Consider the following 22,905-nt stretch of genomic DNA (forward strand, 5'->3'; position numbering starts at 1 on the left):
TTCACAACACAAACACAAAATAAAACACGACAAAACTACTATGCAATCTTACCTGTCTATGCCGGGGAGGCATACGTACTAGTTACGGATATTCACATATACATAAATAGCTTCAGGTTGATTTGCACATTATAAACAAATGCGGGGAGGCATTTGTTTATTGCCTATTTATTAAAAAACACAAATTTCAAAGTTTGTCATTGAATACCTCTTTCACGAAGCTTCAACTGCCATTTCCATGCAGAAAGTAAAGTATCTTCAATACTTGTTTCTGCCTTCCAACCCAGTTCATTGTTTGCCAATTCCGGGTTGGCCCATACCTTCTCAATATCACCGGCACGCCGGCCAACTATCTGATAGTTCAGTTTTACACCGGTAGCCTTCTCGAAGGCATCAATCAGTTCCAATACGGAAAGTCCACGACCTGTACCGACATTGAATACTTCCACTTTCTCTTTCTGCTTGTTCTCCAAGATACGGCAAATAGCCACTACGTGTGCTTTGGCCAAATCTACTACATTGATGAAGTCGCGGATACAAGAACCGTCGGGAGTGTCATAATCGTCACCAAACACGCTCAGTTTCTCACGGATGCCGATAGCGGTCTGGGTAAGATAAGGAATCAGGTTTTGCGGTACACCGTTAGGCAACTCTCCCAGCAATGCTGTGGGGTGTGCACCTATCGGGTTGAAGTAACGCAACAGGATGGCGTTTATCGGCGCACCAGAAGCAACCGTATCACGAACAATCTCTTCATTAATCTGCTTCGTGTTTCCATACGGAGACTCGGCTTTCTTGATAGGTGCCTTTTCCGTTACCGGAAGTTCGTCCGGCTGACCGTAAACCGTGCAGGAAGAAGAGAATACGATACCTTCCACTCCGTGTTTCGGCATCAATTCCAGCAGGTTAATCAGTGAAACCAGATTATTACGATAGTAAAGCAACGGTTTCTGGACAGACTCACCTACAGCTTTACTGGCCGCAAAGTGAATGATGGCTTTAATGCCTTTATATTTAGCAAACACAGCGTCAAGACCGGCATAATCCAAGCAATCCAATTTCTCGAATGCAGGACGGATGCCCGATACCTTCTCTATGTTATCTACAACATCTGCGCTGGAGTTTGACAAATTATCAATAATAACGACTTCATAACCTGCGTTTTGAAGTTCCACCACCGTGTGAGAACCAATATAACCGGTTCCACCCGTAACTAAGATTTTCTCTTTCATATTAAATATAGATAATTTAGCTTTTAGGTTATCAATACGCCACAAATGTAAGGAAATAAATTAATAAAAACAGAAAAAGGGGGATAAATTTTAGTTTATCCCCCTCTTTCACTTTATTTCCGTTTTTTCTTCTTTTAAATCTTCACAACCCCCGAAAAGCCCATGAACGCCATTGCCAGCAGTCCGGCGGTAATCAAAGCAATCGGAGTGCCCTGCATACCTTTCGGTACACTAACCAGGCTCATCTGCTCGCGCAAGCCTGCAAACAGTGTCAGCGCCAAGCCGAAACCAAGTGCCGTGGAGAACGCATAAACCACTCCCGTCAGCAAATCGTAGTCTTTCTGGATAACAAGGATAGCCACACCGAGAATACAGCAGTTGGTAGTAATCAGCGGCAGGAACACGCCCAAGGCCTGATACAGAGAAGGAGAAACTTTCTTCAGGACAATCTCTACCATCTGCACCAACGCGGCAATCACCAGGATAAAGGTAATGGTCTGCAAATAGCCCAGACTAAAAGTGTCGAGCACATACTTCTGAATAAGGAATGTCACGATAGTGGCTATGGTAAGCACGAATGCCACCGCTGCCGACATGCCCAATGCAGTCTCCACTTTCTTGGAAACCCCCAGAAACGGACAGATTCCCAAAAATTGCGACAATACGATGTTGTTTACAAAGATTGCCGAGATAAATATCAATATATATTCCATTTCTTTAATTTATTAATTGAAAATTGACAATTGACAATTATCCATCATCAACCATCCATTATCCATTGTCAAGCCTTCTTCATACTGTTGATTAAAGCGATGAGGTAGCCCAATGCGATGAATGCGCCCGGAGCAAGGACAAATACCAGCATGCCGTATTCTTCGGGAAGAATACTCAGGTTGAATATCTTGCCGGTTCCCAGAAACTCACGCACGGCGCCCAGCAATGTCAGCGCAAGGGTAAAGCCCAATCCCATACCCAGACCGTCGAACAGGGAAGCCACCGGATTGTTTTTGGCGGCAAATGCCTCGGCACGTCCCAGTACGATGCAGTTTACCACAATCAGCGGAATAAACAGCCCTAGCGTGGCATACAATGCAGGAACGTATGCCTGCATCACCATCTGCAACAGAGTTACGAACGATGCGATAACCACAATGAAGGAAGGGATGCGCACCATGTCGGGAATCAGATTCTTGATGGCTGAAATCACGACATTGGAACATATCAGTACAAACATCGTGGCCAGTCCCATACCCATACCGTTAATGGCAGAGGAAGTGGTACCCAGTGTAGGACACATACCCAGCAGGAGTACAAACGTAGGATTCTCTTTAATAATCCCGTTCATCATAACTTTAAAATTATTCATATCTTCTACTCCTTTCTTATTTAGCGCCGAGTGTATCCGCAGCTTCGGGAGCTGCGGAATCAGCAGGTTGTTCAACATTCTTGGAGGTAGCACCGGTGGTGCCGTCGGCAGTTTCCTGACCGGCGTATGCTGCATATGCCGCATTCACCGCACTCAAGAAAGCACGCGAAGTGATGGTAGATGCTGTAATGGCATCTACTTTACCACCGTCCTTGCTCACTGTCAGTGCCGCTTCACCCGGATTCATGCCGGTGATGTCACCTCTATTTCCTTTCTTAAACCAGTCGGCAGCTTTGGAGCCCAAACCCGGAGTTTCCGCATGCGACAACAACGAGTAGTCGATAATTTTGCCTTCGGCATCGAAACCGACCAATACCTTCAGCTCGCCGCCGAATCCCATCGCTGTGGCTTCTACCGCAGCACCTATATATTCGCCGCCCTTGGTGGCAGGATATACGGCATACTGCACTCCGTTTACCTCCTGCATCTTCTTTTCGGCAATAGGGTCATTGTCAAAACCCGGAACTACCGCACTTACGGCATCGCTCAAAGTCTTTGCATTGGCCTGCTCGATGGGCTCCTTTGTCAGTTCGTTTACATAAGCCAGCAGCGCCACGGAGATTGCGGTAACGCCCGTAAGTACCAGCAACATGTTCTTCAAGGATGATTCTAACTTTTTCATTTCTTCTTCGCTACCTCCCCAAAGCGTTTAGGTTTAACATAGGTGTTGATGAGCGGAGTGAACGCATTCATAATCAGAATGGCGAACGACATACCTTCAGGATATGCGCCGAACAGACGGATTACGACAGTCAGCAGACCGATACAAACACCATAAATCAACATTCCTTTGTGGCTCATCGGAGAAGTCACATAGTCCGTAGCCATGAAGACAGCACCCAGCATCAGACCACCGGAGAGCAACTGCACCACCGGAGACACGTAAAGTTCCGGATTGACCAGATACATGATGCCGGAGAACACGAATACCGTCGCCAGAATAGATACGGGGATATGCCAGGTAATGATTTTCTTCCATAACATATAGAACAGTCCCAACAGCAGAGCCAACGCGCTCACTTCACCGAGACATCCTCCATTGTTTCCTATCAACAAGTCGAAAGCTCCCGGAAGGTCGCTCAATGATATGCCCGGAGCGCCGTTGATGACGCCTTTCATGACAGCCAGCGGCGTAGCGGCCGTCACGGCATCCGTATAGGCTGCAAACTGGCCCACGGCCGGCCATGTCGTCATCTGCACGGGGAAGGAAAGCAGCAGGAACACACGTCCTGCCAGTGCGGGGTTAAAAGGATTGCAACCCAAACCTCCGAAAGACATCTTACCTACACCGATGGCAAACAAGGCGCCGAGGATGATGATCCAGACGGGCAGGTTGGAAGGCAGGTTGAAGGCCAGCAACACACCGGTAATGATGGCAGAACCGTCGGTAACGGTCGTGGTCTCTTTTTTCAAAAGGAATTTGCCGATGGCCCATTCAAAGAACAGGCAGGCTGCTACGGAAGTAGCCGTAACAATCAGCGCACCCAGTCCGAAAAAGTAAAGCGAAACGAGGAATGCCGGAATCAATGCGATAAGCACACCGTACATATTCTTCTTCACGCTGTCACCGCCATGAACGTGGGGCGAAAGGGATACGATTAATTTATTCATACTTCGTTATTTTTTAGCTTGACGTGCACGGATCATCGCTCCTACCTTACCCTTGCCCAAGCGGATGTAATCCAGCATCGGGCGGTTGGAAGGACAAATGAACTGGCATGAACCGCATTCGATACACGACATAATGTCTTCTTTCTCTACTCTTTCAAAATCTCCGTGGGCCGAAACGGTAGCCAGCAGATACGGCTCCAGCCCCATCGGGCAGGCTCCCACACACTTGGCACAACGGATACAAGGCTGCGCCTCGCCGCGCTTGGCCTCTTTTTCGTTCATAATCAGGATGCCTGAGCTGCCTTTGGCAGTCGGAACATCCGTATTCACCAAGGCTTTACCCATCATCGGACCACCGCCGATAATCTTGCCCGTATCTTCGGGCAGGCCGCCGCAGGCTTCAATCAGCTGCTTCATCGGCGTGCCGATACGTGCCAGGAAGTTGGACGGCTTGGCCAGAGACTTGCCGGTCACGGTAATGACACGCTCGAACAGAGGCTTGTTCTTCTGCACGGCCTGGTAAACGGCAAATGCGGTACCCACATTCTGCACCACGGCTCCCGTGGAGATAGGCAGCGCACCGGCGGCAACCTGACGGTTGATGACTGCATCGATCAACTGCTTCTCACCTCCCTGCGGATATTGTACTTTCAAGGGCACCACCTCGATACCGGCATAGCTGGAGGCGACTTTCGTCATCAGCTGGATGGCATCGGGCTTGTTGTTTTCAATGCCGATAAATGCCTTGTTCACCTTTACCGCTTTCATCAGAATGGATACACCTACCATAATTTCTTCCGCATGTTCCAGCATCAGCTGATGGTCGGCGGTCAGATACGGCTCGCACTCTACAGCGTTGATGATGACGCATTCTGCCTTGAATGCAGGAGGAGGACACAGCTTGACCTGTGCAGGGAAGCATGCACCGCCCAGACCTACGATACCGGCATCGGCGATTTTCTTCACGATTTCCTCGGAAGTCAGACTGCATTCCTTTACCAATATCTCGGAACGGTCAATGGACTCTTCCCACTCGTCCCCTTCCACATCAATGAATATGGCAGGCTTGGCGTAGCCGCTGGCATCGACAATCGTGTCAATCTTAGCGACCTTTCCGCTGACAGACGAATGGATGGCTGCCGATACAAAGCCGCCGGGTTCGGCAATCTTTGTACCCACTTTCACAACATCACCTTTGGCAACGATGGGCTTGGCCGGGGCACCGATGTGCTGTCCCAGCAAGATAGCGACCTTGGCCGGAATCTCTGCCTTGATGATAGGCTGATGTGCTGAAAGTTTATTTTCGTGTGGATGAACTCCACCAATTGAAAATGTCTTCAACATACAATTCTGTATTTTTAGTCGTTTATTTACTTTATTAATTCATACCTCAGCTTGGGAAGTCTAAGCCTCTGCTTTGGGAGTCTCAACCTCTGCTTTAGGAGCCGCAACCTTTGCTTGGGGAGCCGCATCGTCAGCCTTCGGTTTGCGCGGCGGGAAGTTGAGGGCAATGATTGTGTTTTGCGGACAAGCCTCTTCGCACTTGCGGCAGGATTTACACTTGTTGGGATCGATGTAAGCCAGATTGTTTTCCAGCGTGATAGCCTCGAACGGGCAAACCTTCATACACTTGCCGCAACCGATACATGCCACCGTACAGGCTTTGCGCGCTACGGCACCCTTGTCCTTGTTTACGCACTGTACGTATACACGGCGTGACTTCTTGCCCTGAGGACGGATTTCAATGATAGACTTCGGACAAGCCTTGGCACAAGCTCCGCAAGCCGTACACTTTTCCTCGTCCACTTCGGGAAGTCCGGTCTCGGGGTTCATGCGGATAGCATCGAACTGGCAGGCAGCCACACAGTCGCCGCATCCCAGACAGCCATAACTACAACCCGTTTCGCCACCATAGAGCGAGGCCGCAATGGCACAACTCCGGGCACCGTCGTATTGGTTCAGACGAGGACGGTTGGCACAAGTTCCATTACATCTCACCACCGCAACCATAGGTTCGGAGGCAGCAGCATCCAAGCCCAGAATGCCGGCAATCTTTGTCATGACGGGCTGCCCGCCCACCGGACAAAGTTTACCATCCAGCGAACCTGCCTTTACGCAAGCGTCTGCAAATCCGCTACAACCGGGATAACCACATCCACCGCAATTTGCCTGAGGCAACACCTCTGCCACCTGGGCAATCCGCGGATCTTCATACACGGCGAATTTCTTGGAAGCCACGTAAAGAATAGCGGCCGATACCAGCGCTATAACTCCCAATGAAATCACTGCAATCAGAATTACATTCATAAATTAGTTGTTTATTAATTATTTGTTTTATTATTAGTTAATTCATCGGTCGTACGGAAAATGAGAATTTCTTACCCAGCCGCGACTTGTTCAGCCACAAGATATAATAATAAGGTATAAGAAGTGACAGCGAACAAAGCGCGGAACGCAGTTCGTCATCCCAGATGGCCATAAAGACAAACAGTGAGATTATCAGAATGAGAAAAGGAAATATGAAAGCTAACAGAACCGCCATCACTCCCATTGAAAGTTCGCCCGTCACCCATACGCGGTCGCCGGGATGGTAGGATGCGGCATGAGCATCGGTTACATCGACAAGTTTCTCTTTCGTATCCGCAGAGGTGCAATGTCCCTTGACACTACACGAAGCGCATGCTGAAGTCTGAATGATTCTCACTTGGAGATGAACACCGCTTATGTTTTCCACAATACCCTGATGTCTTATAGTATTCGCCATTTTGCAAAGTGTGCATTACAAATCTCGGCAAATTTACGCATTATTTGTGAACTGCAAGCCTTTCCTCTGCATTTTCTGTGTTCGTAAACGTGCTTTTTCTATGTTTTTATGTTTTTTCACTTGCCGCAGACTACAAAAAGACAAAAAAACAGACGGCCTGTCGAGGAAAAACAGACCGTCCGACTACTTGAAACATATAATCCGCTCGCTCCGAACAGACCATTTGTTTATTTACCATTTGTAATTGATACCGAAGCTGAGCAATTCTTTTACCTGAAAATAGCTGTCCCCTTCCGTCGGCTTGGCACTGTCGTCATAGCGGGCGTGCACATAGAGCTTGGTGGAAAGATAGCGGTTCAGCACAAAGTTCACCGTGTTTTCCCATTCAATACGTGTCCACTCATAACTGGTCTGGAAGTCCAAGCGGGAATCCAGCGTGATGGAAGGAATGATGGTCCATGAAAGTGTAGGCTGTATCTGCGAACCGAAGTTATGCTTCACGCATTTGCCCTCATCAAGACCGAAACTCACTTCATTCACCCCCTTATTTCCTACATAGCGCAGCATGTACGTCAGCGGAGCCATGAAAACGGACAAGCTGAATTTCTGCTTCTTCAACTTGTAGTCCATACCGATACTGCTCGACCAGTCCGCCGGAGCAAAGAAAGCCGAAACCAGCTCTTCACTGTTGGCCTTGTAGCCATTGCAGAACTGGGTCTTAAACTCAGTCGTGATGGTATAATACCACTTGGACGCAGCCTGAATACCCAGTTTACTGTACAGCCGGAGTTGGTCGGTACTTACCAGATAGTTATGAAACTCGTCGGAAGGTGCGGAGCTGAAGCCCAGCTTGGCATCGAGCAGATTTTCCCACTGCACCTTTTCACGGTCATTATAGTTGGCAAACAATTGCAGGTTGGCAAGCACGGCGTTAGTGCTCTCACCTCCCTTGTACCAGTTGTCGGAGATATAGTTCTGGGTAATCTGCAATGAACCGTTTCCACCCGTCACCCACCAGTTGGGCTTGTGGATAATCACGTCGGCTTCCTCCTTCACTCCCACCATATTCTCTTGTGCAAACAGTTTCACGACGGACGGCTTGGAAGAAGCCTCCTTCTCTATATCATCCTTGAATATCCTCCCTTTCATCACCTGCTTCTCGGTCATTACAACCAGACCGGGACAATCCACATACGTGTTCAGCAACGTGCGGTCTACCAGCTTGTTGGCACGCTCCTTCGAAGTGAAGCTCAGCGTATCGAACGGCAGCATCTCGCGCGTCAGGGCGGGCACCGTATCGGGCATCTGGAAACGCCAGTCTACCTTGGAAAGGCGTCTCATGGGAGCATAATAATAGGTAAGGGGAAGGAACAACCTATAGTAGTTCGGACTGGAAGGTATATAACGTTCCGGGGTCGTGGGGTCATTCAGATAATCCAGTACTCCGAAATACCTTTCATATAATATGGAAACCGTATCCAGCCTGTAGCCCATATCTTCCGGCTTCAATTTCAGAATCATATATTCTTTCATTATCTCCGGCAGAGTATCGGTTTTTACTGTTATTTCCTGTCCACTCTTCTTCGAGGTGGCATCCAGCGTATTCTGTGCCATCACCGACGAAGAAAACATCGTAGCAATCAACCAAAATGCAATGTGTCTATTCTTCATAATGCCCTAAAGTCTATGTTTCGAGCGCAAATTTAGCTTAAAATGTTTAGAAAACATAGAAAAGCCATAAGAAAAAGGCAAGAAGGACTTTCTTCGATGAAATCGTATTTTTTAATAATTGTTTCATCGAAACTTTCTCTACTTCCTCTTTTTTTTATAATTTTGCGCTTTTTAAGTTCCATGCGCACTGAGGGGAACAGCATGCAGCCTGAACGGACAAAGTCGTATAGGCTCCTGGCATTAGATTAAACAATTAATAAAACAATATAGTTGTGGGAGAAACAAAGTATATTTTCGTCACCGGTGGCGTTGCCTCTTCATTAGGTAAAGGTATCATCTCATCCTCCATCGGTAAATTGCTGCAAGCAAGAGGTTACAAGGTAACCATCCAGAAGTTTGACCCGTATATCAACATCGATCCGGGTACACTGAACCCATACGAACACGGCGAATGCTACGTTACCGTGGACGGTCATGAAGCCGACCTCGACTTGGGCCATTACGAGCGCTTCCTGGGCATCCAGACCACCAAGGCCAACAACATCACTACCGGACGCATCTACAAGAGCGTCATCGACAAAGAGCGCCGGGGCGACTATCTGGGAAAGACAATCCAGGTTATTCCCCATATTACAGACGAAATCAAGCGTAACGTGAAACTGTTGGGAAACAAATACAAATTCGATTTTGTCATTACCGAGATTGGCGGCACAGTGGGCGACATAGAGTCTCTGCCCTATCTGGAAAGCATCCGTCAGCTGAAGTGGGAACTGGGGAAAGACGCCTTGTGCGTACACCTTACTTATGTTCCCTATCTGGCTGCTGCCGGCGAGCTGAAGACCAAGCCCACCCAACACTCCGTGAAGGAACTGCAAAGTGCCGGTATCCAGCCCGATGTACTCGTACTGCGTACGGAGCACGAGCTGAGCACCACCCTGCGCAAGAAGGTGGCTCTATTCTGCAATGTGGACGAGAATGCCGTGGTGCAGAGCATCGACGCGCCTACCATCTACGAAGTACCCATCTTGATGCAGGCCCAGGGGCTGGACGTCACCATTTTGAAGAAAATGGGGCTTCCCGTGGGCGACACTCCGGGACTGGGACCGTGGCGTGCTTTCCTCGAACGCCGTCATAAAGCCGAAAAGACTGCCCCGCTGCACATCGCACTGGTGGGCAAGTATGACTTGCAGGATGCCTACAAGTCTATCCGCGAGGCCCTTTCACAAGCAGGAACCTACAACGACCGCAAGGTATCGGTGGACTTCGTGAACAGTGAAAAGCTGACGGACGAGAATGTGGCGGAAGCCCTGAAAGGCATGGCAGGCGTGCTTATCGGTCCGGGATTCGGCGAACGCGGCGTCGCCGGCAAGTTCGTAGCCATCAAATATGCGCGTACGCACGACATCCCCACCTTCGGCATCTGTCTGGGCATGCAGTGCATCGCCATCGAATTTGCCCGTAATGTATTGGGCTACGCCGATGCCAACTCACGTGAGATGGATGAAAAGACACCGCACAATGTCATCGACATCATGGAAGAGCAGAAGTCCATCACCAATATGGGTGGAACCATGCGTCTGGGTGCCTATGAGTGTATTCTGCAGCAAGGCAGCAAGGCATACGAGGCATACGGAGACGAACATATCCAGGAGCGTCATCGCCACCGCTACGAGTTCAACAACAGCTTCAAGGATGCCTACGAGGCGGCAGGCATGAAGTGTGTGGGCATAAACCCCGAATCAGACCTGGTGGAAATCGTCGAGATACCCGCATTGAAGTGGTTTGTCGGCACCCAGTTCCATCCCGAATACAGCAGTACGGTATTGCATCCGCACCCGCTGTTCGTAGCATTCGTGAAGGCCGCCATCGAAAACGAAAACGAAAAGAAATAATTTGTAAATAGTAATCTGTAATCAACAAAGAATGGATAAAAATACCATCACAGGTCTTGTTCTGATAGCGATATTGTTAGTAGGTTTCAGCTTTCTGAGCCGTCCCAGCCAGGAGCAGTTGGAAGCACAGCAACGTTACTACGACTCCATAGCCCAGGTGCAACAGCGCGAGGCGGACTTGAAAGCCAAGGCGGAAGCAGCCCTGGCCAATGAAAACGGAGCGGAAGCAAGCGTTGACTCCACCGCCCTCTTCTTCGACGCCCGTCAAGGAACCAACTCGCAGGTAACCATCCAGAACAACCTGGCAGAAATAACCGTAGATACAAAAGGCGGGCGCATAGCTTCGGCCACGCTGAAGGAATACATGGGACAAGACAAGACGACTCCCGTCACACTGTTCAGCGGCAACGACGCCTCCATGAATTTCCTCTTTTACAACAAGAAAGAGACCATCCAGACGGAAGACTATTATTTCACCGCAGTGAACCGTACGGACAGTACCGTCACCATGCGTTTGTCGGCAGACGGCAACAGCCATATCGACTTTACCTACAGCATGCACAACGACACATACCTGATAGACTTTACTATCCAGGCAGTCAACATGGAAGGCAAGCTGGCGGCTACCAACAATTATGTGGACATCGAGTGGTCTCAGCGTGCCCATCAGATAGAGAAGGGTTACACCTACGAGAACCGTCTGGCTGAGCTGACTTACAAAATCGCCGGAGAGGGTACCGATTATCTGTCCGCCAACAAGAACGATGAAAAGGAAGTTCCGGAACGTCTGGACTGGATTGCCTTCAAGAACCAGTTCTTCTCTTCGGTATTCCTGGCAGATGCCGACTTTGAAAAGACCAAGCTGAGTTCCAAGATGGAGACTCAAGGCAGCGGCTACATCAAGGACTATTCTGCAGAGATGAGCACGAAGTTCGATCCTACCGGCAAGGAACCTACCCGGCTGTTCTTCTACTTCGGCCCCAACCACTACAAGACTCTGACCGCACTCGACAAGGGACGCGACGAGAAGTGGGAGCTGAACCGCTTGGTCCATCTGGGCTGGCCGCTCATCCGCTGGATAAACAAATGGTTCACCATCAACATCTTCGACTGGCTGTCCAGCTGGGGCCTGAGCATGGGTATCGTACTGTTGCTCATGACGCTGATTGTAAAGGTGGTGGTATTCCCGACCACGTGGAAAACCTACATGTCATCTGCCAAGATGCGCGTACTGAAACCGAAAATCGACGAGATAAACAAGAAGTACCCCAAACAGGAAGATGCCATGAAGAAGCAGCAGGAAATGATGGGACTTTACAGCCAATACGGGGTCAGCCCCATGGGCGGATGTCTGCCGATGCTGATACAGTTCCCTATCCTGATGGCGTTGTTCATGTTCGTGCCGAGTGCCATCGAACTCCGCCAGCAGAGCTTCTTGTGGGCAGACGACCTCTCTACCTATGATGCGTTCATCAACTTCCCGTTCCATATCCCGTTCCTGGGCAGCCACCTCAGCCTGTTCTGCCTGCTGATGACGGCTACCAACATATTGAACACGAAGTACATGATGCAGCAGCAGGATACGGGTGCCAATCCTCAGATGGCTGCCATGAAGTGGATGTCATACCTGATGCCTGTCATGCTCCTCTTCATATTGAACGACTATCCTTCGGGATTGAACTATTACTACTTCATCTCTACTCTGATCAGTGTGGTAACAACGCTCATCATGCGCAAGACAACCAATGAGGAAGCCCTTCTTGCCCAGTTGGAAGCCAACAAGAAAGACCCGAAGAAGATGAAGAAAACCGGTTTTGCAGCCCGTCTGGAAGCCATGCAGAAACAGCAGGAGCAGATGATGAAAGAAAGACAGAATAAAAAGTAGTTGACGAGGAAACAAGTTGACCGGATAAAAAAGGCTGCGCTGTAGTATGGGGTACATATAAAGCGCAGCCTTTCGTCTTTTTACATATATTGTAAAGTACCCTGACATATATTGTAAAGCAATCTCACATATATTGTAAAGCAATCTCACATATATTGTAAAGTGGCCTGACATATATTGTCGTATTTTCCATATTCATATCAACCATTTAACTATGCAGACTAAATACACTTACAAACAAATCTGGCTCATCGCCTACCCTATCCTGATCAGCCTCCTTATGGAGCAACTGATAGGTATGACGGACACCGCCTTCCTTGGGCGCGTGGGCGAAGTCGAACTGGGGGCATCTGCCATCGCCGGTGTCTTCTACATGGTCATCTTCATGGTTGCCTTCGGCTTCAGTATCGGGGCACAGATACTCATTGCCCGGCGCAACGGCGAACGGCAGTACAAGGAAATCGGTGACTTGTTCTATCAAGGCATCTACTTCCAGATAGGGCTGGCAGCCCTCATGTTCCTGCTCTCCTACTGCTTCTCGCCGCTCATCCTGAAACAGATTGTCTCATCCGAGCACATCTACGAAGCAGCTGCCAGTTATCTGCACTGGCGGGTATTCGGAGCTTTCTTCTCTTTCAGCGCCGTTATATTCCGTGCCTTTTTCCTGGGAACCACCCAGACCAAGACTCTGACGCTGAACTCCATCGTCATGGTACTGAGTAATGTCGTATTCAACTATACCCTGATTTTCGGCCAATTCGGCTTCCCGGCGCTCGGCATTGCCGGAGCGGCTATCGGTTCTTCGCTGGCCGAGCTGGTTTCACTGGTATTCTTCATCCTCCATACCCGCAGCCGTATCGACTGCCGCAAGTACGGGCTGGACCATATTCCGAAGTTCCGGATGGACGTATTGAAACGGATGCTGAACGTCTCCTTCTGGACCATGATACAGAACTTTTTTTCCCTCTCCACCTGGTTCCTTTTCTTCCTCTATGTGGAGCACTTGGGAGAGCGCTCGCTGGCAGTGACCAACATTATCCGCAATGTGTCCGGCATACTGTTCATGGTACTCATGGCGTTCGCCTCCACCTGCGGTTCGATAGTAAGCAACCTCATCGGCGCAGGCAACTCCGATTGCGTGGCAGGCACCATCCGGCAGCACGTACGCATAGCCTACGTTTTCGTACTTCCGCTGGCATTGCTTTTCGCGCTGTTCCCCAGACTGATTCTGGGAATCTATACCGACATGCCCGACCTGCAGGACGCTGCCGTGCATTCACTCTGGGTGATGTGCTCCACCTATCTGTTCCTGGTTCCTGCCAATGTCTATTTCCAGGCAGTTTCCGGAACCGGCAACACACGTACGGCATTGGGGCTGGAGATGGCAACACTGGTCATCTACACAGTCTATATCACCTACATTATCCTGATTCTGCAACTCGACGTGGCCATCTGCTGGACTTCGGAAATGGTTTATTCCGGCTTTATTCTCATATTCAGCCGGCTATATATCAAACGCGGGAATTGGCAAGAAAGGAAAATTTAGTATCTTCGCTGAAAGCGAAGATAGTGCAAACCGAATACATAAAAAATAAACAAGTTCTTCATTTTTTATGTATTCGGTTTGCACTATCTTTGCGCTGAATAACCGAAACAAAAAACATATATGAAACAAGTAAATCTACTACTTATGTCAGCAGCTATGACATTGGCCTCCTGCGGAGGAACAAAAGATGCCGGACAGCAGCAGGACGCAGCAACGCTCATCCGGCGGTCGGACATTAAGATTGAAGGAAAGCGCATGACACCCGAGGCACTCTGGGCCATGGGACGTATCGGCAGTGTGTCCGTATCCCCTGACGAGAAACAGATTGCCTACACGGTATCCTATTACAGCGTGCCCCAGAACAAGAGCAACAGCGAAGTCTTCGTCATGAATGCCGACGGTAGCGGCAACACCCAGATAACCCGGGATGCCTGGCAGGAAGGACAGCCCACGTGGTTCAAGGACGGCAAGAAGCTTGCCTTCCTCTGCAACGAAGGCGGCAGCAGCCAGGTATGGGAAATGAATCCCGACGGCAGCGGACGCAAACAGCTGACCCGGTACGAGGGAGACATCGAAGGATTCTCTTTCTCGCCCGACGGCAGGAAACTCCTCTTCATTGCCCAGGTAAAGACCGTGAAGAGTACGGCCGACAAACATCCGGACCTTCCCAAAGCCACCGGCATCGTCGTTACCGACCTGATGTACAAGCACTGGGACGAATGGGTGACCACTGCCCCCCATCCGTTCGTGGCCGATTTCGACGGCAATGCCATCAGCAATGTAAAAGACATCCTCGAAGGCCTGCCCTACGAAAGCCCGATGAAGCCCTGGGGAGGCATCGAACAACTTGCCTGGAGCCCGGCATCGGACAAGGTAGCCTTCACCTGCCGCATGAAGACCGGACTGGCATACGCCATCTCCACCGATTCGGACATATACGAATACGATGTGAACAAAGGCGGATTCATCAACCTTTGCAAGCAGAATGCCAAAGACTCTGACGGCAAAGACGAAATGGCAGGCTACGACACCAACCCGCAATACTCACCAGACGGCAAATACATCGCCTGGCAAAGCATGGAACGCGACGGCTACGAAGCCGACCAGAACCGCCTTTGCGTGATGAACCGTGCCACCGGCGAGAAACGTTTTGTTAGCAAGGCATTCGAATCGAACGTGGACGCCTTCTTATGGAACAAAGACTCCCGGAGCATCTACTTCATCGGTGTATGGCATGGCGAGACACAGATTCACAACATCGACCTTGCCGGAGACGACAACCTTGCCCGGCTCACCGACGGCATGCACGACTATGCCTCACTCGCCCTTTGCGGAGACAAACTCATCGCCAAGCGCCACTCCATGAGCATGGGCGACGAAATCTATGCCGTAAACAGTGCGCGCAACGGCGACGCTTTTGCAGAAGCAGTGCAACTGACCACAGAAAACAAGCAAATCTACGACCAGCTGGAAATGGGCAAGGTGGAAGCCCGCTGGATGAAGACCACCGACGGCAAGCAGATGCTGACCTGGGTGATTTATCCTCCGCAATTCGACCCCAACAAGAAGTACCCCACCCTCCTCTTCTGTGAAGGCGGCCCTCAGAGTCCCGTCAGCCAGTTCTGGAGCTACCGTTGGAATTTCCAGATCATGGCAGCCAACGACTATATCATCGTAGCCCCCAACCGCCGAGGCCTTCCGGGCTTCGGTATAGAGTGGAACGAAGCCATCAGCGGCGATTACGGCGGCCAGTGCATGAAGGACTACTTCACCGCCATTGACGAAATGGCAAAGGAGCCTTTCGTCGACAAAGACCGCCTGGGATGCGTAGGCGCCAGCTTCGGAGGCTTCTCCGTATATTGGCTTGCCGGACACCATGACAAACGCTTCAAGGCATTCATCGCACACGACGGTATCTTCAACATGGAAATGCAATATCTGGAAACGGAAGAGAAATGGTTTGCCAACTGGGATATGGGCGGAGCCTATTGGGAAAAGAACAACGCTACGGCACAACGCACTTTCGCCAATTCCCCGCATCTCTTCGTCGACAAATGGGACACCCCTATCCTCTGCATCCACGGAGAGAAGGACTTCCGCATCCTTGCCAACCAGGCAATGGCCGCCTTCGATGCAGCCGTGATGCGTGGCGTTCCTGCCGAACTGCTTATCTATCCGGACGAAAACCACTGGGTGCTGAAGCCTCAAAACGGCGTGCTGTGGCAACGTACCTTCTTTGAATGGCTGGACAAATGGCTGAAGCCGGCTAAGTAAAGCCCCTCAAAAACAATAAGAACAAATAATCCCGGACTCTTTGTCAAGAGTCCGGGATTATTTGTTCTTATTGTACACCGCCCGATTCATTTTTCATGACTATAATTTGGGCAGTTTAAATAAAGTCAATACATTTTGCTTTATGCAGATGCTAAAAACGATGCAGACAAATCGTATAACTATGATTAACGGAAGACAGTAATTCAGGAGATATGTCTTGAAAAGTACTTTTTCATGAAGAGTACATATATTGCGCTCAACAGTAAGATACATCCTATCAGGAAGATATAGCCATACCGTTGGTAATAAATATATCCTACTATTATAAGAGCCTGTATTGTCATATAGGCCAGAGAGACTACGACATGGGGAATCTTCAGCTCATTCGCCATAATCTGATACATATGCTTGCGATGCGGCAGGCCGATATTCTCGTGAAGCATCAGACGGTGGATGATAGTCAGCACACTATCCACACCATACACGGATAGAAGGACTATCCAGCTGAAATCTTCTGTTTTTTCAATGATGAGCCTGCCTATCAGGAAGAGAAGGATGAAGGCAATGCTCACCGACCCCACATCACCCGCAAAGCACTTGGCACGCTTGCGGAAATTGAAGAAGCAGAAGACAAGAACGGAGCAGATAACGATATAGATGAAATCCGCTTCCACAAAAGCCACCACCTCCCTATTGACATAGGCCAACGCAGCAAGAACAACCAGAGAATAACCGCCGGTTATGCCGTTAATGCCATCCATAAAGTTGTAGGCATTGATGATGCCCGTACAGACTATCAAGGCTATGACTATCCACCACCACGACAAGGAGAAAAGTCCCCACTGATAAAACATCAACGCCATGGCGGAGAAATGAAAAAGCAGCCTTGTCATCTGCCCCGTGGATCTTATATCGTCCACGAAGCTGATGAACGTAACCAGTGTCAAGGCAAGCAGGAACCAGGGATATTCAAAACCACTTGTCAGGAAACAGGCCAACGCCCCGAAATAGAAGATAATCCCACCGCCGCGCAAAGTCACTTTCGTATGGGAACTCCGTTCATTGGGCTTGTCGATGATATTGCACCTGTCAGCCACCTTAAAATAAAAAAGTTCTGCCAAAAACAGCAGAACCAAAACCATTAAATAATACATCATCCGTTTTTGATTATCCAGTAAAACCAGAGCTGAACACATGTAAATCCTAAAGATACAATACCCAGCCCTATCAATAAGACACCTAAATATACATTCATTCTATATTGAAGTTTTCCAACACATTGGTCGGCTTCCATCCCAATTCACGTATTGCCTTTTCATTACTGAAAGTCAAGGATTTCGTAATCTTATCTAACTTCCAAGAATTGATTGGAGCTTTCCTTCCCAAGCAATCACCTGCCAAAGCCATGCATTTAGCCACCCAGTACGGTATTGATAAAGGCAATTTCTTATCCAGTTGCCTGCAAATAGTAGTCTCAAGTTCTCTGAAAGTCGGGTGATGACTGTCACATACATTGTAGATGCCTCCCTTTTCTGCCAACAGAGGAACTAATTTTGCAATATCCTGCACCATCAATACACTCTTTCGTGCCTGACTGCCAGCAATACTGAGGTATTTCCCACTGCGGATACCATAAATCATAGCCCCCAGATTTCCCGGAGGGTTGGGACCGGCAATCAAGGAAGGACGAATTATGCCTAAAATGACATTATGTTCGTAACACCACTTTTGCAGATATTCCTCCGCAAGACGCTTACTCATGGCGTATGGTGTGTCTCCATTCAAAGGATGGTCTTCCGTAATATTCTCGCCATAAGCACAACCGTAAACTGCCACCGTGGAAATAAAAATAAATACTCTCGGTACTCCAACTTTTTCCAATGCAGCACAGAGATTCTTTGTACCCTGTAAATTCACATCAAAAAACATCTGTTTCTCGGCTTCACTTCTGGGCACAGAATGGGCTTTTCCTGCAGCATGGAGTATAATATCATACCGTTCATGTAATTTAGGAATCTCATTGGCTATATTTACAGTATAGTCATCCTGCGATAGCAGTCCTACAGTTGCAACAGTATACATTCTATCCAGAAGGGAACGTATGCCATTACCCAAAAAACCTGAGGCTCCGGTAAATAAAAGCTTCATAAAATAAATAGGTTATCTTAGCTCAACAGTTTATAATACTTTTCCAGTATCCGTTCTTTTGCAAAAACAGTATCTGCCACCGTTTTCGCATTGTTTTGCATTGCGGACAGACATGTCCTATTAGAATAGATATGCTCTATCATACGGGCCAGCATTTCAGGATTATCCGGCTCTACAACCCAGCCCAACGAATATTCTTCAATGCATAAAGCAATCTCCGACTGTCTGTCACCGATGAATAGCATAGGCTTGCCGCTTGCCATTATATTATATGATTTGGAAGGAACCCCCAAACCGTACATCCCATCAGATAAAGTCACAATGCCAATATCACAAGCATTCAAGAAATCATTCTGATTCGCACGATCCTGGAAACCCAACAAGGATACATTCTTATGTGTCCTTTTTTTCATATATGACACTATGTCACCAGCCTTGGCACCATCACCTATGAATAGGAAATGAATGTTATCATTTTTAATGAGTCCTATAGCTTCCAGCAGATTATCTATACCTTGGGCATAGCCCAAATTCCCTGCAAACTGAAATACAAATCTGTCCTGCAACCTCAAGGATGAACAAATCCGGGTATCTGCTTTATCCATAGGAAAGACCACTTCATTCTCAGCCCAAATAGGTATAAAACAGATTTTGGAAGCATCCCCTATTTTTTTTTCAACACCTCACTCATATCCCTGCCTATCGAAATACAAAGTACAGCTTTAGAATAAGCGGCATCAAATACCCTTTTCAGACTTCTGTAAATGAAGGAGGAAGAAGACAGACGCTTTATGGCCACCAAATTTTCAGGAAATATATCATGTACGAGAATCTTATATGAAACGCCTTTTATCCATGCAACAAGTGGCATCATCAGTATTAGAAAAGCAGGATTAGTTACCACCAAGACCTCATCTCCATTCCTTACCAGCTTTAGTATTTTGCCGAACAGCAGCAAACTGGACAACGACAACCTAAGAGTTCTTTTTACGAAGTTGTTCTTATCAATATTGGGTACATATACCCTATGAACCTTTACTCCATTGCGTGATTCCTCATTCAAGCGTGACCGCTTTTCGCCATTATTATATACAGACCCAGTACATAACACATGCACGTCCATAGCTCTAGCTGCCAGATATTCGGCTATTTCAGTCATGTAATATCCCGTAGAAGTTTTTACTGGATAATATATTTCAGAAACAACCCACACTCTTTTAGAAGACATTGCGTTTTCAGAATTTTCTCCAGACCATCTTGTTCACCACTCCCGTATAGCTCTGAATCAACTTCACAACCTTGGCCGAAACATTCTCATCCGTATAGTTGGGCACCGGCAGGCCATCGTCACCATTCCTATTCATCTCCACAGCAGTATCCACTGCCTGAAGCAAGGATTTCCCATCAATGCCGGCAAGGACAAAGATACCCTTGTCAAGAGCCTCGGGACGCTCTGTACTGGTACGGATGCATACAGCAGGGAAAGGATGCCCCACCGAAGTGAAGAAACTGCTCTCCTCAGGCAAGGTACCGCTGTCGCTCACAACGGCGTATGCGTTCATCTGCAGGCAGTTGTAGTCGTGAAAGCCGAGCGGTTCATGCTGAATCACACGTCTGTCAAGTGCAAAGCCACTTGATTCCAGACGTTTCCTGCTACGGGGATGGCAACTGTAGAGTATGGGCATATCATACTTTTCCGCCATTGCGTTAACCGCCTTGAAAAGGGACAGGAAGTTCTTCTCCGTATCAATGTTCTCTTCCCGGTGCGCGGAGAGCAGGATGTATTTCCCTTTCTGGAGATTCAATCTCTGATGAATGTCGCTGGACTCTATTTCCGTCAGGTTCTCATGCAGGACTTCCGCCATGGGCGAACCGGTTACGTATGTACGTTCTTTCGCCACGCCCGAAGCGTTCAGGTATCTGCGGGCATGCTCCGAATAGCAGAGGTTCACATCGGAAATGACGTCCACAATACGGCGGTTGGTCTCCTCAGGCAGGCACTCGTCAAAGCAGCGGTTGCCTGCCTCCATATGGAAGATGGGGATATGCAGACGTTTTGCGCCTATCACGCTCAGGCAGGAGTTCGTGTCTCCCAACACCAGCACGGCATCAGGTTTCACCTGCACCATCAGCTTGTAGCTGGCGTTGATAATATTCCCCATCGTGGCACCGAGGTCATCGCCGACGGCATCCATATACACATCGGGGTCTTTCAGCTTCAAGTCACGGAAGAAGACACCGTTCAGGTTATAGTCGTAATTCTGGCCGGTGTGGGCCAGAAGACAGTCAAAATAACTGCGGCATTTGTTGATGACAGCCGCCAGGCGGATGATTTCCGGACGGGTGCCCACTATAATCAGAAGTTTCAGTCTGCCGTTCTCCTGAAACCTGACTTGCGAATAATCCAATTTTATATCCATCTGTTCCTATATTCTTTAACTCGTTTCAGACTTTTTCAAAATAAGTGTCCGGACGTGCCGGGTCGAAACACTCGTTGCACCACATGAAGGTCACCAGGTCTTCCGTTTCCGAAAGGTTGACAATGTTGTGCGTATAGCCGGGAATCATCTCCACGACCTCCATCCTCCCGCCGCTTACCTCGAAGCTGACAACCTCCTCCGTACCTATCTTGCGGAGCTGTATCAGACCGTGCCCGCTCACCACCACAAACTTCTCGTTCTTGGTATGGTGCCAGTGCTGGCCTTTCGTGACGCCCGGCTTGGAGACGTTCACCGAAAACTGCCCGCAGCCGGAAGTACGGATAATCTCTGTAAAACTGCCGCGGTCGTCCACATTCATCTTCAGGGGATAGCTGAACCGTTCTTCAGGCAGGTATGAGAGGTATGTGGAATAGAGTTTCTTTGCAAAGGCATCGCTCAAATCCGGGACGGACAGGGTACCGGGCATTTGCCTGAAAGACCTTATCAGTTCCACAATGCCGCCCAAGGTAATGGTATGCACCACGGGTACTTCGCAATAATCACCGTTGCGGTGTTCCCTGCCGCTCAGGGCAGAGACAAGCTCGTCCACCACATCGTCTATGTAAACCAGGTTCATCACCACCGAAGGGTCGTTCACTTGGATGGGCAAGTCATGGGCGATGTTGTTGCAGAAAGTGGCCACCGCGCTGTTATAGTTGGGGCGGCACCATTTGCCGAAAACATTCGGGAAGCGGTACACCAGTACCTTTGCCCCCATTTCCCTGGAGTACTCGAACAACAGTTGCTCTCCTGCCCGCTTCGACTCACCGTAAGGGTTGTCGAGTGCGGCCTGCGTGGAAGAGGAAATCATTACCGGACAGGTATTGCCGTGCTTCTTCAATGTATCAAGCAGCGTGGAGGCGAAGCCGAAGTTCCCTTTCATGAACTCAGACGCATCCTTGGGACGGTTCACGCCCGCCAGATTGAAGACAAAGTCGGCCTGTCTGCAATAGACATCCAGTTCGGCAGGGTCACTGTCCATGTCATACTCGTAAATGGCAAGTTCCTCACCTGCAATGCCGTAACTGCGGGCTTTCCCGTCACGGATGTTGTGCAGCTGGGATACAAGGTTCCGACCGACAAACCCTCGGGCGCCGGTCACTAAGATTTTCATAAACTAATGGGTTCTGTTTGTCACAGAAAAGAAAAATCAGATAAGGGATATACTAATCAAAATAAGAATACATTTCAGAAAATTCACATTCCAATTCTTCTAAAAGTTTAGGATTGACTTCCAATTCCTTTTTAGAAATCATAAGATATGTGCTCTTCTTGATATTAAAAAAATGTTCAAAACTCTTTTCTTTAAAATAGGTAGCCATAAGCCGCTTATAAACCCTAAAACGCTTAGTGTTTACCGTTGACTCATTCTGCATATTCGCACCGATAAAACCAAAAGAAGCACGAGAATTAGTTCGGTAAATATCTTGCATTATCATTATGCAAGTATTGATAACAGGACGAACCTCATTCAGTCCTGTCAGCAGGTTATACTTGTCATCACTATGCCGATGCGCTTTCAAATGAAATTTCACAGCATAAAAATTAGACTCATACACTTCAACCCACACCCAATACCATTGATGAGATTTTGAAGATTTAAATGTATAAAGCAACTTATACTTTAGAAAATGATTAGATGAAAAATTTTCTTCTACTTTTTGAACAAAGCGATATGGATAGTACAACAATGGCATTATCCTACATCAAATAAGGATAAACATCAATCCGAAGACGTTTCAATTCTTCTGTAGGAACCTTAACAAAGCCTTCACCCGACAGCAATTTCTCTTTCTCTTGGGGAGAAAAAGTACCGGCTATTTCATCAAGATTGATGACATTTCCTCTTAGTACCTTGCGTTCTTTTATGCTTTTTTTTAAGTTTCCCATACATTTATCATATTACTAACCAAATGCAAAGCTACAAAAAGCGCTGAAACTATGCAACTTATCTTCCTTTTTTTCTTTCCTGCTCT

21 protein-coding genes are annotated in these 22,905 nt (G+C 48.3%); 4 read left to right on the forward strand and 17 right to left on the reverse strand.

What is annotated here, in order from left to right:
• Nucleotides 1-197 precede the first annotated feature (197 nt).
• From galE to M1B78_RS02995, 9 genes are all read right to left on the reverse strand, one after another.
• A complete protein-coding gene (galE, locus tag M1B78_RS02955; RefSeq protein ID WP_136009981.1) occupies nt 198-1,232 on the reverse strand; it encodes a UDP-glucose 4-epimerase GalE in 1,035 nt (344 codons plus the stop codon).
• A 134-nt stretch (nt 1,233-1,366) separates the two neighbouring features.
• Nucleotides 1,367-1,945 (reverse strand): electron transport complex subunit RsxA, encoded by a 579-nt coding sequence (rsxA, locus tag M1B78_RS02960; protein WP_136009982.1) that lies wholly within the window; start codon nt 1,943-1,945, stop codon nt 1,367-1,369.
• 68 nt (nt 1,946-2,013) lie between these two features.
• Complete coding sequence (gene rsxE / locus M1B78_RS02965) at nt 2,014-2,598, reverse strand: electron transport complex subunit RsxE (protein WP_176468688.1); 585 nt, start codon at nt 2,596-2,598, stop codon at nt 2,014-2,016.
• Between the two features lie 16 nt (nt 2,599-2,614).
• Nucleotides 2,615-3,280, reverse strand: coding sequence for an RnfABCDGE type electron transport complex subunit G (locus tag M1B78_RS02970; protein ID WP_136009984.1), 666 nt, complete (start codon nt 3,278-3,280; stop codon nt 2,615-2,617).
• Entirely contained in the window at nt 3,277-4,269 is a 993-nt protein-coding gene (locus M1B78_RS02975; protein ID WP_257931849.1) for an RnfABCDGE type electron transport complex subunit D, read from the reverse strand. Before M1B78_RS02975 ends, M1B78_RS02970 begins: the two co-directional genes overlap by 4 nt.
• Nucleotides 4,270-4,275: 6 nt before the next feature.
• Nucleotides 4,276-5,613 (reverse strand): electron transport complex subunit RsxC, encoded by a 1,338-nt coding sequence (gene rsxC / locus M1B78_RS02980; protein ID WP_257939843.1) that lies wholly within the window; start codon nt 5,611-5,613, stop codon nt 4,276-4,278.
• A 60-nt stretch (nt 5,614-5,673) separates the two neighbouring features.
• Nucleotides 5,674-6,576, reverse strand: coding sequence for a Fe-S cluster domain-containing protein (locus M1B78_RS02985; protein ID WP_257939844.1), 903 nt, complete (start codon nt 6,574-6,576; stop codon nt 5,674-5,676).
• Between the two features lie 37 nt (nt 6,577-6,613).
• The gene (locus M1B78_RS02990; RefSeq protein ID WP_257939845.1) at nt 6,614-7,033 is read right to left on the reverse strand and encodes a SoxR reducing system RseC family protein; all 420 of its coding nucleotides are present in this window, start codon (nt 7,031-7,033) and stop codon (nt 6,614-6,616) included.
• A gap of 231 nt (nt 7,034-7,264) precedes the next feature.
• A complete protein-coding gene (locus tag M1B78_RS02995) occupies nt 7,265-8,704 on the reverse strand; it encodes a DUF3078 domain-containing protein (RefSeq protein ID WP_257939846.1) in 1,440 nt (479 codons plus the stop codon).
• 272 nt (nt 8,705-8,976) lie between these two features.
• On the opposite strand from M1B78_RS02995, the gene M1B78_RS03000 reads away from it, so the two are divergent.
• The 4 genes from M1B78_RS03000 to M1B78_RS03015 all read left to right on the forward strand — a co-directional run bounded on the left by M1B78_RS03000 (nt 8,977) and on the right by M1B78_RS03015 (nt 16,301).
• Nucleotides 8,977-10,596, forward strand: a complete 1,620-nt coding sequence (locus tag M1B78_RS03000) for a CTP synthase (protein ID WP_136009990.1) — start codon at nt 8,977-8,979, stop codon at nt 10,594-10,596.
• Nucleotides 10,597-10,627: 31 nt separating this feature from the next.
• Complete coding sequence (gene yidC / locus M1B78_RS03005) at nt 10,628-12,481, forward strand: membrane protein insertase YidC (protein WP_257939847.1); 1,854 nt, start codon at nt 10,628-10,630, stop codon at nt 12,479-12,481.
• Between the two features lie 214 nt (nt 12,482-12,695).
• Nucleotides 12,696-14,027 carry an MATE family efflux transporter gene (locus M1B78_RS03010; protein WP_257939848.1) on the forward strand — a complete coding sequence of 444 codons (1,332 nt, stop codon included), beginning with the start codon at nt 12,696-12,698 and terminating at the stop codon, nt 14,025-14,027.
• A 120-nt stretch (nt 14,028-14,147) separates the two neighbouring features.
• Complete coding sequence (locus M1B78_RS03015; RefSeq protein ID WP_257939849.1) at nt 14,148-16,301, forward strand: alpha/beta hydrolase family protein; 2,154 nt, start codon at nt 14,148-14,150, stop codon at nt 16,299-16,301.
• Between the two features lie 203 nt (nt 16,302-16,504).
• Here the strand turns inward: M1B78_RS03015 and M1B78_RS03020 are convergent, their stop codons facing one another.
• The 8 genes from M1B78_RS03020 to M1B78_RS03055 all read right to left on the reverse strand — a co-directional run bounded on the left by M1B78_RS03020 (nt 16,505) and on the right by M1B78_RS03055 (nt 22,819).
• Nucleotides 16,505-17,455, reverse strand: a complete 951-nt coding sequence (locus tag M1B78_RS03020; protein WP_257939863.1) for an MraY family glycosyltransferase — start codon at nt 17,453-17,455, stop codon at nt 16,505-16,507.
• A gap of 97 nt (nt 17,456-17,552) precedes the next feature.
• Nucleotides 17,553-18,449 (reverse strand): NAD-dependent epimerase/dehydratase family protein, encoded by an 897-nt coding sequence (locus M1B78_RS03025; protein ID WP_257939850.1) that lies wholly within the window; start codon nt 18,447-18,449, stop codon nt 17,553-17,555.
• A gap of 17 nt (nt 18,450-18,466) precedes the next feature.
• Nucleotides 18,467-19,054, reverse strand: a complete 588-nt coding sequence (locus tag M1B78_RS03030) for a glycosyltransferase family 4 protein (RefSeq protein ID WP_257939851.1) — start codon at nt 19,052-19,054, stop codon at nt 18,467-18,469.
• 59 nt (nt 19,055-19,113) lie between these two features.
• Nucleotides 19,114-19,677 carry a hypothetical protein gene (locus M1B78_RS03035; RefSeq protein WP_257939852.1) on the reverse strand — a complete coding sequence of 188 codons (564 nt, stop codon included), beginning with the start codon at nt 19,675-19,677 and terminating at the stop codon, nt 19,114-19,116.
• A gap of 7 nt (nt 19,678-19,684) precedes the next feature.
• A complete protein-coding gene (gene wecB, locus M1B78_RS03040) occupies nt 19,685-20,869 on the reverse strand; it encodes a non-hydrolyzing UDP-N-acetylglucosamine 2-epimerase (RefSeq protein WP_257939853.1) in 1,185 nt (394 codons plus the stop codon).
• Nucleotides 20,870-20,894: 25 nt separating this feature from the next.
• The gene (locus tag M1B78_RS03045; RefSeq protein ID WP_257939854.1) at nt 20,895-22,043 is read right to left on the reverse strand and encodes a capsular polysaccharide biosynthesis protein CapF; all 1,149 of its coding nucleotides are present in this window, start codon (nt 22,041-22,043) and stop codon (nt 20,895-20,897) included.
• Nucleotides 22,044-22,095: 52 nt separating this feature from the next.
• A complete protein-coding gene (locus tag M1B78_RS03050; RefSeq protein ID WP_257932289.1) occupies nt 22,096-22,626 on the reverse strand; it encodes a hypothetical protein in 531 nt (176 codons plus the stop codon).
• A gap of 4 nt (nt 22,627-22,630) precedes the next feature.
• Nucleotides 22,631-22,819, reverse strand: a complete 189-nt coding sequence (locus tag M1B78_RS03055) for a hypothetical protein (RefSeq protein WP_257932290.1) — start codon at nt 22,817-22,819, stop codon at nt 22,631-22,633.
• Nucleotides 22,820-22,905: the final 86 nt, after the last annotated feature.

The sequence above is a fragment of the Bacteroides muris (ex Fokt et al. 2023) genome, assembly GCF_024704895.1.
In the GTDB taxonomy this organism is placed as follows: Bacteria; Bacteroidota; Bacteroidia; order Bacteroidales; family Bacteroidaceae; genus Bacteroides; species Bacteroides muris.

Bases quoted from the DNA above. Each gene is read 5' to 3' on its own strand.
- M1B78_RS02985 (WP_257939844.1), bottom strand. From the start codon at position 6,576: ATGAATGTAATTCTGATTGCAGTGATTTCATTGGGAGTTATAGCGCTG.
- M1B78_RS03045 (WP_257939854.1), bottom strand. From the start codon at position 22,043: ATGAAAATCTTAGTGACCGGCGCCCGAGGGTTTGTCGGTCGGAACCTT.
- M1B78_RS02990 (WP_257939845.1), bottom strand. From the start codon at position 7,033: ATGGCGAATACTATAAGACATCAGGGTATTGTGGAAAACATAAGCGGT.
- M1B78_RS03025 (WP_257939850.1), bottom strand. From the start codon at position 18,449: ATGAAGCTTTTATTTACCGGAGCCTCAGGTTTTTTGGGTAATGGCATA.
- M1B78_RS03055 (WP_257932290.1), bottom strand. From the start codon at position 22,819: ATGGGAAACTTAAAAAAAAGCATAAAAGAACGCAAGGTACTAAGAGGA.
- yidC (WP_257939847.1), top strand. From the start codon at position 10,628: ATGGATAAAAATACCATCACAGGTCTTGTTCTGATAGCGATATTGTTA.
- M1B78_RS02970 (WP_136009984.1), bottom strand. From the start codon at position 3,280: ATGAAAAAGTTAGAATCATCCTTGAAGAACATGTTGCTGGTACTTACG.
- M1B78_RS03020 (WP_257939863.1), bottom strand. From the start codon at position 17,455: ATGTATTATTTAATGGTTTTGGTTCTGCTGTTTTTGGCAGAACTTTTT.
- rsxA (WP_136009982.1), bottom strand. From the start codon at position 1,945: ATGGAATATATATTGATATTTATCTCGGCAATCTTTGTAAACAACATC.
- M1B78_RS03050 (WP_257932289.1), bottom strand. From the start codon at position 22,626: ATGCCATTGTTGTACTATCCATATCGCTTTGTTCAAAAAGTAGAAGAA.
- M1B78_RS03030 (WP_257939851.1), bottom strand. From the start codon at position 19,054: ATGGATAAAGCAGATACCCGGATTTGTTCATCCTTGAGGTTGCAGGAC.
- M1B78_RS02975 (WP_257931849.1), bottom strand. From the start codon at position 4,269: ATGAATAAATTAATCGTATCCCTTTCGCCCCACGTTCATGGCGGTGAC.
- galE (WP_136009981.1), bottom strand. From the start codon at position 1,232: ATGAAAGAGAAAATCTTAGTTACGGGTGGAACCGGTTATATTGGTTCT.
- M1B78_RS03015 (WP_257939849.1), top strand. From the start codon at position 14,148: ATGAAACAAGTAAATCTACTACTTATGTCAGCAGCTATGACATTGGCC.
- M1B78_RS02995 (WP_257939846.1), bottom strand. From the start codon at position 8,704: ATGAAGAATAGACACATTGCATTTTGGTTGATTGCTACGATGTTTTCT.
- rsxE (WP_176468688.1), bottom strand. From the start codon at position 2,598: ATGAATAATTTTAAAGTTATGATGAACGGGATTATTAAAGAGAATCCT.
- M1B78_RS03010 (WP_257939848.1), top strand. From the start codon at position 12,696: ATGCAGACTAAATACACTTACAAACAAATCTGGCTCATCGCCTACCCT.
- M1B78_RS03035 (WP_257939852.1), bottom strand. From the start codon at position 19,677: ATGTCTTCTAAAAGAGTGTGGGTTGTTTCTGAAATATATTATCCAGTA.
- rsxC (WP_257939843.1), bottom strand. From the start codon at position 5,613: ATGTTGAAGACATTTTCAATTGGTGGAGTTCATCCACACGAAAATAAA.
- wecB (WP_257939853.1), bottom strand. From the start codon at position 20,869: ATGGATATAAAATTGGATTATTCGCAAGTCAGGTTTCAGGAGAACGGC.